This is a genomic window from Lachnospira pectinoschiza (genome assembly GCF_020564355.1).
GTDB classification, from domain to species: Bacteria; Bacillota; Clostridia; order Lachnospirales; family Lachnospiraceae; genus Lachnospira; species Lachnospira intestinalis.
In genome coordinates, this window is record NZ_JAJCRR010000001.1 from 174,674 (window position 1) to 186,999 (window position 12,326).

Here is a 12,326-nt window from a genome sequence, read left to right on the forward strand (position 1 = left end):
TCTAAAATAGTAATAAAATTTATAAACTATTAGGAGGAAAGATGAAAAAGGTACTAAAAGAAGCGAAAGCATTAAGGCTTTTGTTACTGTCTGTATTCCTGGTTTCTTTTTTTGCAATGCCTGTTTTTGCGGTCAGCCAGAACCAGCAGGGTGTTGTTGCGAATTTAGTGACGGATAAAACCAGCTATGAAGCAGACGAAACCATTACAACAACAGTTACAGTAACAAATAATGGAACAAATGTTTTGAAAAATGTTCATATTCAATACGATATTCCGGAAAAATATGAACTGGCAAACGGTTCAAAAAATGAAGATACATTTGAATCCGTTGCACACGGTGATACGGTGAAATTAACCGGTCAGATTAAGAAGTCAAATGTTGTAACAGTGACTCCGGCTCCGGACAATTCCCAGCCGGCCCAGAATACGGAAACAGTTGAAAATGTAGATGTGACACAGGATAATGGCACAGCAGCCAATACATTTGACAGCCATATGTATGTATTATTCATGGTGTTATTTATACTGAGCGGTTCTGTCCTGGCAGCTGGTGCTGTAAAGAATAAAAAGCTCAGAAAAGTATTATCTGTTTTCTTCTGCTTTTTCATGGTATTCTCAATGCTGGATTTATCAGCGGTAAACGCCAAAGCAGACACCGTTGCAGAATCCACGATGAATCTTAACCGGACGATTACAGTTGATGGCAATGAACTGGAATTAAATGCACAGATTCGTTTTAATGCAGTTAATGAGGACACAAATACTGTATTTGATGAAAGCAAGACCTATACAAGAGGTGAATGGGTTACACTTCTTCTGGATAAATTAAATGCTCCGCTGATGTCAGCAGATCAGATTGATTATTACTATTTAGACAGCTTAAACTCAGCAACAGGAACAGCAGTAGAAACAGCGAATGCATACGGATTTTTACCGGTTCCTGATGTTGAAGATTTAGAGCAGGATATTCCTCTGTTTTACCCGGATGAACCGTGTACAAGAGAATTTGCAGCTTACACGGCGGTTCATGCAATGGGCTTTAACGGCGAGAATACAATTGCAATGGATGACTGGTCTGATGCAAATCAGGTGAAGTATAAAGATGAAATTAAAATTGCACTTGTAAATAACTTCTTATACTTAACAGATAACACATTCTATCCGCAGAAAACCATTACCGGGGCGGATGTAAAGAGTATTTTCTATGCAATTGATGATTTGAATGATTCCATTAAGCTGAGCAAAGACCAGACTTATGACCATTCAGAAATTCTGGATTCTGTTGTAAATGTGGCAGCAGATCAGGCAGCGGATTATTCCGTTGTAAAAAATGGTGATGTTTACGAAGTAACACTGCCAAACAAGAAGACAACAGACGGCATAAAAGTCGATGATGTCATCCGTTTACCGGAGAGTACTGAATATGCAACCGGTTTAATGTTAAAAGTTGCACAAATCAGCCAGTCCGGCGATTCAGTAAAATTAGTCTGCACAGTTCCTGAACTGGCAGAGATTTATTCAAAATTAGACCTTGCAGAGCTTGGTTTGCCGTCAGTTGACAGTTTTGTAGCAGCAGAAGGCGTAACCTGCGAATATAACAGCAATGGTTCAATTACAGCAGATGATTCCGGCTTGTATCCGCTTTCTATCAATGCAGGCGGAAGTACACAGATACCGGGAACACTGGAGTTTACAATTGCAGAAAAGGAAATTACAGATAATCTGAAGGTTTCCGGTTCTGTTGAAGTTGAAATTCCGGACATAACCTGTATCGCAAAGGCAAATGTCGGCTGGAGAGGTGTTGATGTTGATGAATTTACATTATCAATATCAGAAAAGATTAAGATTGCGAGTCAGTTAGAACTGACACTTGCAGAATCTGGTTATGAATTAACCAACAGCAACGGTGCAACCCGTTTTGAATCAGGTAGAATCGAAATCGGACGTCTGCCAATCCGTATCGGTGCGACAGGACTTTCATTTGATATTGTATTCTTCTGCAATGTATCAGCAAAGGGTACAGCAAGCATTACATACACCATTAACAGCACACAGGGATACCAGTATAAGAACGGGGCTTCCCGCGCAATCTTTGATTTTTATGATTCATTAGATTTCATGGAAATTAAGGCTAGCGGAACAGCCGGTCTTGGTTTGTCAGGTGTTCTTTGTGCATTCAACCTGATTGATTTAGCAGGATATGCAGGAGAAGCCGGTATCGGTTTTAACGGTTCATTTACACCGCACATTCTTGCAACAGATACTTTATACTGTGGGGATATGACCTTATATGCATATGCAAAATCGGGAATTGATCAGGAAACAGTCGTTGGTAAATTCTTAAATGATGTATGCCATTACACATTAGAATTCCAACACTTAGATAATGATTCAAGTAATCCGTTTAAAGCAAAATTCCATGTGGAAAACGGCCGTGTTGTACCGGAATGTACATTTGGAACAGGAGAACTGAAAGGTCTTATTGCATCAGCTGATGAAAATGAACCGATAGCAGGTGCCAGAATCCGTATATACAGCGGTGAAACACTTGGTGAGAACTTAGTCAGAACAATTTATACGGATGAAACAGGTAATTATTCAGTTGATAATTTAACAGCAGGAACATACAGTATTGAAATCGCTGCAACAGGTTATAAGAAGTACGATATGCAGGTAGAAATCACTGAAAATGCAACGGCATACAATGAAACCCTGTTAATGATTGGCAGAAACGGTGAAGACGGTGTCGGAACAGTTACCGGTGAATTAAAAGATGCGCTTACCGGTTTACCGATTCAGGATATGACATACAATATCCGCGAGGACTGGAACAATACAACCGGAGCAGTTCTTGAAACAGGTACATTTGATGCTTCAACTTACGAATTGTCTTTAAACCCTGGTAACTATACATTAGAGATTATCAAGGAAAACTACATCACAAACCACATTAATATTGCGGTTGTTTTAGATGAAACAAAGACATATAATGTGACATTGTCACCGGAGAACAGTTCAATTGATACCGACAATTTAAGAATTGTATTAACATGGGGCGAATACCCATGGGATCTGGATTCACACTTATATGGAAAAGATAAGCTGACAGATTCCGATGTATTCCATACCTGTTACTGGGCAAAGAATTATTATCAAGGTTCAACAGCAATTGCAAAACTGGATGTTGATGATACAACAAGCTACGGTCCGGAAACAACAACGATTTATGAATTAAATGATAACATGAAATATAGTTATTATGTTCATGATTTTACCAACGGATATTCATCAAGCAGTACGGCAATGGCTGCATCCGGCGCAAAGGTTCAGGTGTATGCAGGAAATGTATGCTACTTTACATTTAATGTACCAAATGAAGGCGGTACATGGTGGCATGTATTTGACTATGATCCGGCAACGGATGCATTAACACCGGTTAATGCAATGAGCTATTCAAACTAGTTCGTAGTTACTTGCAGGAAAAATGGGCTGTAACGGCTCATTTTTCCTGATTGTTTTTTAAAATATAATTGGAGGGAGTATGCATGACAGTATCGGTAGATAAAAAAACACTTAAAATAATATTTTCAATCTGCGTGCTGGCGGTTGCAATCTGTATCGCAGACTGCGTATCGGAAATTCGTGCCACAGCAGATTATTCCAAGGCAGATGGAACACTGGTATCAATTGACAGGAGTATAGACTGGGGAACAGAAAGCAATACTCAGGTAAGCATAATCAGGAATAAAGTGTATCAATATCAGGTCAATCAGCAGGAATACACATGTCAATATAGAACGTACATCTTATTTCAACCTAAAATCGGAAGCCATAAAACCATCTATTATTCTTCTTCAAATCCCAACCAAGTCAGAGATGAATTTAAAATACAAACTGCAAAAGCGGGTGCTGTTTTCTTTGCTTTTTTTGGAATTATGATGCTGGTATTTATGAAAAAGGTGGGCGAAAATGAATAAGCGGTCAAAACTCATTGTATGCGGTATTGCAGTAATTGCGGTTTTATGTATGGCTTTACCGGTCTTTTTTCATGGTACATCGAATGAATGTAAAATAACCGGTGTTTTAGCAGCAGACAGCAGAAATCATTCTGTGGATACGTATACGGTTGAACAGGATAAGAAAAAATGTAGTGTTTCATTTTCAGATACGGCGGTCATAGATACAGCGTTTACCGCAGAGGTGCCTACAGATGAACCCTATATCATAGAATTGACAGTCCGTGATTCACAGCTGCCGGAATACAGGGAAATTAAAGATGAGAATGTGGCAATGAATACAGCGCAGACGGCGGCAAAATATAACGCGGACGATTCGGTAATGAAAAGGGTCGTGTATCCGCAGAACCGGCAGCTTCATTTTTCGGTGACAATGCAGTATAAAGAAAATGTCAGCGGTTTTATCGGATATTCTTCCATAAAAGTCATCCCGGTCAGTAAGTCAAAAGAATATAAGCTTGTGACAAGCCCGGATAAAACGGTTGAATTTATTATAAAATCAGATGATTTTTCCAAAGAAGAAACAGACAAACTTTCTGAGTGGTCAGAGGACTTACAGCTTTACAGGCAGCAGCTGTATCAATTAACCGGTGAACGGCAGCCGTATGACGGAAAGACAATTTTTGATTTTACAGAACAAATAGACTATTATGGTCTGGCAGGCAATCCGATTTTTATGAACAGCACCAATCTTACAAAAGATTTGTCTACAGATAAAAGTGTATGTATATGGAAATATATCCATGAAATGAGCCATACATTTGACGGGATTGAAGGTTCACACATCGGGAATACATGGAATTTTGATTCTGAGCTTTTTGCAAATTTAAAAATGCTTTATGTAATGGAGAACAACGGATTATCCTTTCAGGATAGCAGTGAAAAAGGAGCAGATGCATATTTAAAATATTCGGCCGGCAATACCTTAAAAAACGGCATTTACAGTTCAGACGGTTTCTTATACCTTTTGATATGCAGACTGCGGGAGGTACAGCCGGATTACTGGAACAGTTTACAGGCTGTTTTTTCAAATGCACACGATTCTTTCAATGAAACAGAAAGCAGTACGGCTCCAGAACGGTTTATAAATTTCTTTTCCCTTTTGCATCAGGAGCTGGGGGTGAATATACTCTCTGCATTTTCAGATGCAGAAAAAAAGGCAGTCATTAATAAATATGGTAATGAGATCACATATTTATTTGATTAAAGTTATTGCTAAGTTAAAAAGTCAGATAGGGCAGATGTAAAAATGGGATAAAGGGAAGAAGGAGCAGTCGTGACAGAAGACAGAAAAGAGAACTAAAAAATTAAATCATTTACAATTTCTTCCGATATATCTATTAAACAAAGGGAAAAACGGTCGAAACGGATTTTGACCGGTGTATTTAGCAGTAGTCAGGGAGGAAATGAATATGATATCAAGTTATACCGGCGTAGTAGAAAACGCAGCATCTACAAGTGCTGCCGCAGTGGAAGCAAAAAAGAAGACAGAGCAGACACAAAATGAAAAGAGCGGCAGTGTTTCAGGAAAAACCATAGGCAGTCCGAAGCTCAGTAAAAAAGCGGCGGATTATTATGAATCTTTAAAGAAAAAATATTCCAACATGGATTTTATTCTTGTCAGTGAAGACAAGAAGGAGCAGGCAAAGGCGCAGGCTTCCAGTTATGCCAATGCCAGCAAAATGGTTGTCTTAATTGACGAAGACAAAGTAGAGCGGATGGCAGAAGATGAGAATTACCGCAAGCAGTATGAAGCCATTATTGCAAATGCGGCAAGCGGTATTTCCCAGTTAAAGAGCAGTCTGCAATCCAGCGGTGCCAACGTCAAAGGCTTCGGTATGCAGGTTAATGACGGCGGAACGGCAACTTATTTTGCGGTATTGGAAGAATCCTCTGCGGCACAGCGGGAACGCATAGAAAAGAAAGCAGCAGAGAAAAAGGCAGAGAAAAAAGCTGCCGAAAAGAAAGCCGAGAAAAAGCACCAGAAAGAAAAGCTTGAAGAAGCAAGAAGCGAAAAGACGGAAAAAACAGATGTGTCAGATAAGACGGATACAGACAGCGGTACAGTGACGATTACGGCATCTTCTGTGGAAGAATTGCTGCAAAAGATACAGGATTATATGCAGCTGGCAAAAAGCGATACGGTTCTTACGGAATCCGAAAAGAAGGTTGGACAGAACATCGACTTCTGCGGTTAGGAGCGGCATATGGGAACAGGTACAATTCAAAGCATGGTGGCGCTGTCGGCAATGCAGAACCAGTGGCAGAAAAAGAAAAATGACATCAATGCCGGAAAGACAAGCGAGCTGACCTCTGAACAACGTGAATTGCAGATGTATCAGTCGCAGGCAGACGATATCCGTGAAGGTCAGAAACCGGCGGCAATCGACATTAAGCTGGCTTCGGGCAGCAGATTAAACGCTGAGGAAATCGAATATTTAAAAAAGCATAATCCGCAGGCTTTAAAGGATTACGAGGAAGAACAAAGAGAGCGCGAAAACTATAAAAGGCAGCTTAGAAACTGCCGCTCAAAGGAAGAAGTGGAACGTGTTAAGACAGCCAAAATGGGCGAGTTTTTGTCTTCTTGCAAAAGCATTGCCTCCAGTCCTTATATTCCAAAAGACCAGAAATGTGCAATGTTAAAAAAGCTGCTGCGGGAAGTAATGGGCATACAGGAAGAACATCAGGAATTTGTGGAATCAGCCCAGTATGCAATTCTGCCGGATGAAGATGAAGATACAAAGTCCAAAAAGACCGATAACGGCACCGATACCGTATCCTCAGAGGATAACAGCAGGACAAAGGGAGAGGTAACGACAGACGATGAAGACCCGTTAGAAACAATCCGTCAGGCAATCGCGGCAAACGGAACCGTACTTGAAGCACCAAAGCAGAACGCGGCAGACAGTACGGATACCGAAAGCACGGCAGAAGCACAGCCGGAAAAAACAAAAGCCGGAACAGTCACGGTGATTGCAGACAGCGGTAACAGCGGTCATACAGGCACGGTAAAGATGGCAGGAAAAACAGCGGCTTTTGCAGGTGTGAGTGTCGATATCAGTATTTAACATTTAAACAAAAGCTAAGGGGAAAGTAAAAGGAGTTGAAAAATGTCTATAACGATTAAGATGAATCAGGACAATACCGGAATCCAGATGAGCGGTACAACAGCGGGACGAAACAAAACGCAGGATACCAAGACGAGAAGCACTGTATTTGCTGGCGATTTAATGCTCGGACAGGGAAATCAGATTGAGCAGAAAAAGCAGACCGCAAGACGTCAGGCAATGAAACTGATTACAGATGCGTGGGGCAGGGATGAATTGGCTTCCCAGAGCATAAAAGATATGGAACAGCAGAAAGCAGACTATGTAGAGCAGATGCAGGAAGCCAAAGAGCAAGAGAAAACCTTTGAAAAGAGCAAAAAGGAGCTTCAGGAGCAATACGGTGTAGCTGATGATTCACAGGAGCAGAAGGATTTGGAATTACTCGAAAAATTCCAGAATTATAAGAACGGCTCACATGATGAAAGCTTTACAAAGGAAGACGTTGACCGGTTAAAGGAATTGCAGAATCTTCCGCGTACAGAATATCAGGAAAAGGCACTCCGGTTAAACCAGATTGCCGGTTCAATGAAAGTAACTGCTTCCAATGCGAATGATAAGCTGATTGAGCTGACAGATACAATCGCAAAGGCAAAGACCGATCAGGCAAAGTCACAGGATATGTTAAAAGCGGGCAGTGCAGCAGATGATATTTTGGAAGCTTCCAACAAAGAAATCATGGGGCTGCTCATTCAGGACGGAAAAGAGCATATCGACAAAGAGCAGGAAGAAGCGCAGAAGAAAGCCGAGGAGCAGAAAGAGAAGCGTGACGAACAGCAGGAGCGCATTGATGAGGCAAAGCAGGAGAGGAAAGAGCAGGAAGAACTCATCAAGGGTCAGGCGGAGGCAGACAGTGTCCAGCAGGATTTATCCCTCCAGCGCAAGACAACAAACAATGTCGAAGCTGCACAACAGAATATCCGCAATATTCTTAAGGATAATAATCTGCTGGCAGAAGACTTAAAGGGAATTAAAATTGATTTTAATTTCTAAAAAATAATTTGAATATCAAAATACTATTGACAAAGGAAAAGTTTTCCTGTATAGTAACAACTAGTTTGAGAGTCAAACAAAAAGCTTTTACGGATTTCGTTTGACTCTTAAATTTTTAGATTAATATTTTGATTATCAAAAAGTAAGACATTCAAAACGAAAATCTGAAGAAACGAAACAGAATTTTAAAGAAGGAAAATGTCAAAGCTGCGGGACATTTTCCGGGAAAAAGAAAACGCGGCACAGAGGCAGATATGAATACGAAAATAATAGGAACGGGAAGTGCTGTTCCGTCAAGGGTGCTTGACAATGCAGAACTTTCAACATTTTTGGATACCAGTGATGAGTGGATTCGCACCAGAACCGGAATCCGAAGCCGTCATATCGCACAGGAAGGTCAGACTGCATCAGCGCTTGCGGCACAAGCCGCGAAAAAGGCGATAGCAGATGCCGGGATAGCGGCAGAGCAGATAGAAGCCATTATCGTTGCGACTTCAACGCCTGATTACATATTTCCGAGTACGGCAAATCTTGTCCAACAGGAGATTGGGGCAGAGCGCGCGGCATGTTTTGATTTAAGCGCCGCCTGTACAGGATTTTTGTATGCAATGAGTGTGGCAGATGCCTATATTAAAGCGGGCATGTACAAAAAGGTACTCGTTATCGGTGCGGAAGTGATGTCGCAGGTGGTGGACTGGAAAGACAGAAGTGTCTGTGTGCTGTTTGGTGACGGCGCAGGTGCGGTTGTTTTAGGTGAAGACAGCAGCGGAAAAAGCATTTTCAGACTGCACAGCGACAGCGGTAGTGCACAGGCTTTGACACTGGGAAAAGAAAATGCGGTGCATATGAACGGACGGGAAATTTTCTCTTTTGCAGTTCGGAAAGTACCGGAGTCTGTTAAAGAAGTGCTAGAAGAATCGGAAACGGCAAAGGAACAGGTAAAATATTTTATTTTACATCAGGCAAATGCAAGAATGATTGAAAGTATTGCAAAGCGGCTGGATGTACCGGTTGAAAAATTTCCGATGAATCTGGAAACCCACGGAAATACTTCAGCGGCAAGCATACCGGTTCTTTTAGACGAATTAAACAGACAAAACCGCCTGATACCGGGCGATGTGTTGATCCTGTCTGGCTTTGGCGGCGGATTAAGCTGGGGCAGTGCATTGCTGGAATGGCACAAATGACAGGCAGAATATGCGTAGATTACAAGAGAATATCAAAAATATATTGTAGTAGAATGGAGATTAAAAAGATGTTAGAAAAAATGAAAGAAATTATCGCAGGACAGTTAAATGTAAACGCAGAGGATGTAAAGCCGGAATCACGCTTCAAGGAAGACTTAAATGCAGATTCACTGGATTTATTTGAACTGGTAATGGCACTGGAAGACGAATATTCCGTAGAAATTCCGTCAGAAGAACTTGAAAAGTTATTAACGGTACAGGATGTCTGTGATTATTTAAAAAATCACGGTGTAGAAGCTTAAAAAGCAGTGAGGTAAAAAGGCAGACAACGTTTATAAAGATGTTCGGAGATGAGAAAATATGCAGACAAGAATTACAAAACTGCTTGAAATTGAATACCCGGTCATTCAGGGTGGTATGGCATGGGTCGCAAATGCGGCGCTTGCGGCAAATGTTTCAAAAGCGGGCGGCATCGGATTTATCGGGGCGGCAAATGCACCGGCAGAATGGGTACGGAGTGAAATCCGCAGGGCAAAAGAGATTACAGATAAGCCAATCGGCGTGAATGTTATGCTGTTAAGTGAGCATGTAGACGAAGTGGCACAGGTTGTAGCCGAAGAAGGTGTAAAAGCCGTAACGACAGGAGCCGGTAATCCTGCAAAATACATGAAACAGTGGAAAGAAGCGCGAATTCGTGTGATTCCTGTGGTTGCTTCTGTTGCAATGGCAAGAATGATGGAACGTGCGGGCGCAGATGCGATTGTTGCAGAGGGCATGGAGTCCGGCGGTCATATCGGTGAGCAGACAACAATGTCCCTGCTCCCACAGGTTGTCGATGCGGTATCGGTTCCGGTTATCGGTGCAGGCGGCATTGGTGACGGCAGAGGCATGGCAGCGGCATTGATGCTGGGTGCGGAAGCGGTGCAGCTAGGAACGCGTTTTATCGTTGCAAAGGAATCCACCGTCAGTCAGGCGTACAAAGACCGTGTGATTGGCGCAAAGGATATTGATTCCGTTGTTACGGGAAGAAGCACGGGACATCCGGTGCGCTCCCTTAGAAATACAATGACACGCCAGTATCTTGAAATGGAAAAAAACAATGTATCCTTTGAAGAATTGGAACACCTGACACTGGGTGCACTGCGCAAAGCTGTTGTAGACGGTGATGTTGCCATGGGAACGGTCATGGCTGGTCAGATTGCAGGCATGATAAAAAAAGAACAGACCTGTGCAGAAATTATTCAGGAAATTGTGCAGGAAGCAAAAGAAACGATAAAAAAATGCAGTATCTTTGCGGAAGATTCGTGCGGAAATGAGGCAGAACATGCGTAAAACAGCATTTCTCTTTCCGGGACAGGGCGCACAGAATGTCGGAATGGGACGTTCTTTTTATGAAAAATATGATGCCGTCAGACAATATTTTAAAACGGCACAGGAAGTGACAGGCATTGATGTTGCGTCACTTTGTTTTGAAGAAAATGAAGCTTTAAATCAGACCGAATACACGCAGATTGCCATGTATACAACAGAATGTGCGATACTGAACGTTTTACAGGAAAAAGGGATTCCGTACGAAGCGGCGGCAGGACTTTCACTGGGAGAATATGCGGCACTGACGGCAGCAGGAGCTTTGTCTTTTAAGGACGGCTGTTACGTAATCCGCAGACGCGGCATTTATATGGAACAGGCAGTACCGGAAGGTCAGGGCAGTATGGCGGCAGTGTTGGCACTTAGTGCCAAACAGACGGAAGAAGTATTAAAAACATCACTGGACACTGCAAAAATCGGCATTGCCAATTATAATTGTCCGGGGCAGATTGTCATTTCCGGCGAAAAAGGCGAAGTGGAACGGGCGGCAGAAGTTTTAAAGCAGGCAGGCGCAAAAAGAGTGGTGACGTTAAGGGTCAGCGGACCGTTTCATTCCCCGTTGCTTTACGGCGCGGGAGAACAGCTTCAAAAAGAACTCGAAAAGATTTCATTTAACAAAATCAGGATACCTTATATTGCCAATCTGACGGCGGAATATGTAACGGACAGCAAAGAAATTCCGGAACTGTTAAGAAAGCAGGTTTATTCACCGGTACGCTTTGAACAGACGTTACGTAAGTTAATCACGGACGGCTTTGACACATTTATAGAAATCGGACCGGGAAGAACACTAACCGGATTTGTAAAAAAGACGGCAAAGGAAATGCAGTGTGAAGGAATCACCTGTATCAATATTGAAAAGGAAGAAGATTTATCACAGCTTATCACAGAATAGTCAGGAGGGCATCATGCAGGAAATGAACGGACAAATTGCGCTGGTAACGGGCGCAGGCAGGGGAATCGGCAGTGCGATTGCGAAAAGCCTTGCCAAAGAAGGTGCAACTGTGATTGTAAATTATGCAGGAAATGCACAGGCGGCACAGGACACGGTAGACAGTATCTTAAAGGATGGCGGCAGTGCAGAAAAATATCAGTGTGATGTATCAGACTTCGCAGCGGTCGAGGAAATGATAAAATATATCGTACAAAAATATGAAAAAATCGACATTTTAGTAAATAATGCAGGAATAACAAAGGATGGACTGCTTCTTAGAATGTCAGAACAGGATTTTGAACAGGTGCTTGCAGTCAATCTTGGAGGAACATTTCACTGTATCCGCCATGCGGCAAAATATATGATAAAGCAGAGAAGCGGCAGGATTATCAATCTGGCATCGGTTGTCGGTCTGACAGGAAATGCAGGACAGGCAAATTACGCGGCATCCAAAGCCGGTGTTATCGGGCTTACAAAATCTGCGGCAAAAGAACTGGCATCCAGACAGATTACAGTCAACGCGATTGCACCGGGTTATATTGACACAGATATGACAGCTGTGCTTTCTGACAGTGTAAAGGAAAGTGTACAGTCATCAATTCCTTTAAAACGCATGGGAACGGCGCAGGATATAGCACAGGCAGCGGTATTTCTGGCTTCGGATAAGGCATCGTATATTACCGGACAGGTGCTGTCAGTCAACGGCGGCATGGTATAGACGA

The 12,326-nt window shown here is 42.3% G+C and carries 11 protein-coding genes; all 11 read left to right on the forward strand.

Annotated features, from left to right (window positions below):
* Positions 1–41: 41 nt before the first annotated feature.
* The 11 genes from LI288_RS00925 to fabG all read left to right on the forward strand — a co-directional run bounded on the left by LI288_RS00925 (position 42) and on the right by fabG (position 12,322).
* Positions 42–3,464 carry a carboxypeptidase-like regulatory domain-containing protein gene (locus LI288_RS00925; RefSeq protein WP_227089139.1) on the forward strand — a complete coding sequence of 1,141 codons (3,423 nt, stop codon included), beginning with the start codon at positions 42–44 and terminating at the stop codon, positions 3,462–3,464.
* A gap of 83 nt (positions 3,465–3,547) precedes the next feature.
* Positions 3,548–3,979, forward strand: a complete 432-nt coding sequence (locus LI288_RS00930; RefSeq protein WP_227089140.1) for a DUF3592 domain-containing protein — start codon at positions 3,548–3,550, stop codon at positions 3,977–3,979.
* A complete protein-coding gene (locus LI288_RS00935; protein WP_227089141.1) occupies positions 3,972–5,225 on the forward strand; it encodes a hypothetical protein in 1,254 nt (417 codons plus the stop codon). Before LI288_RS00930 ends, LI288_RS00935 begins: the two co-directional genes overlap by 8 nt.
* 205 nt (positions 5,226–5,430) lie before the next feature.
* Positions 5,431–6,216, forward strand: coding sequence for a DUF6033 family protein (locus LI288_RS00940; RefSeq protein WP_320055212.1), 786 nt, complete (start codon positions 5,431–5,433; stop codon positions 6,214–6,216).
* A 9-nt stretch (positions 6,217–6,225) separates the two neighbouring features.
* On the forward strand, positions 6,226–7,086 hold the full coding sequence (locus tag LI288_RS00945; protein ID WP_227089143.1) for a hypothetical protein: 861 nt from the start codon (positions 6,226–6,228) through the stop codon (positions 7,084–7,086).
* Between the two features lie 42 nt (positions 7,087–7,128).
* Positions 7,129–8,115 carry a hypothetical protein gene (locus LI288_RS00950; RefSeq protein ID WP_227089144.1) on the forward strand — a complete coding sequence of 329 codons (987 nt, stop codon included), beginning with the start codon at positions 7,129–7,131 and terminating at the stop codon, positions 8,113–8,115.
* Between the two features lie 254 nt (positions 8,116–8,369).
* A complete protein-coding gene (locus LI288_RS00955; RefSeq protein WP_022431872.1) occupies positions 8,370–9,302 on the forward strand; it encodes a beta-ketoacyl-ACP synthase III in 933 nt (310 codons plus the stop codon).
* A 53-nt stretch (positions 9,303–9,355) separates the two neighbouring features.
* A complete protein-coding gene (acpP, locus tag LI288_RS00960) occupies positions 9,356–9,604 on the forward strand; it encodes an acyl carrier protein (protein ID WP_264473889.1) in 249 nt (82 codons plus the stop codon).
* 58 nt (positions 9,605–9,662) lie between these two features.
* Positions 9,663–10,634 carry an enoyl-[acyl-carrier-protein] reductase FabK gene (gene fabK, locus LI288_RS00965; RefSeq protein ID WP_227089145.1) on the forward strand — a complete coding sequence of 324 codons (972 nt, stop codon included), beginning with the start codon at positions 9,663–9,665 and terminating at the stop codon, positions 10,632–10,634.
* On the forward strand, positions 10,627–11,565 hold the full coding sequence (gene fabD / locus LI288_RS00970; protein ID WP_227089146.1) for an ACP S-malonyltransferase: 939 nt from the start codon (positions 10,627–10,629) through the stop codon (positions 11,563–11,565). Before fabK ends, fabD begins: the two co-directional genes overlap by 8 nt.
* A gap of 13 nt (positions 11,566–11,578) precedes the next feature.
* A complete protein-coding gene (fabG, locus tag LI288_RS00975; RefSeq protein WP_227089147.1) occupies positions 11,579–12,322 on the forward strand; it encodes a 3-oxoacyl-[acyl-carrier-protein] reductase in 744 nt (247 codons plus the stop codon).
* Positions 12,323–12,326 lie beyond the last annotated feature (4 nt).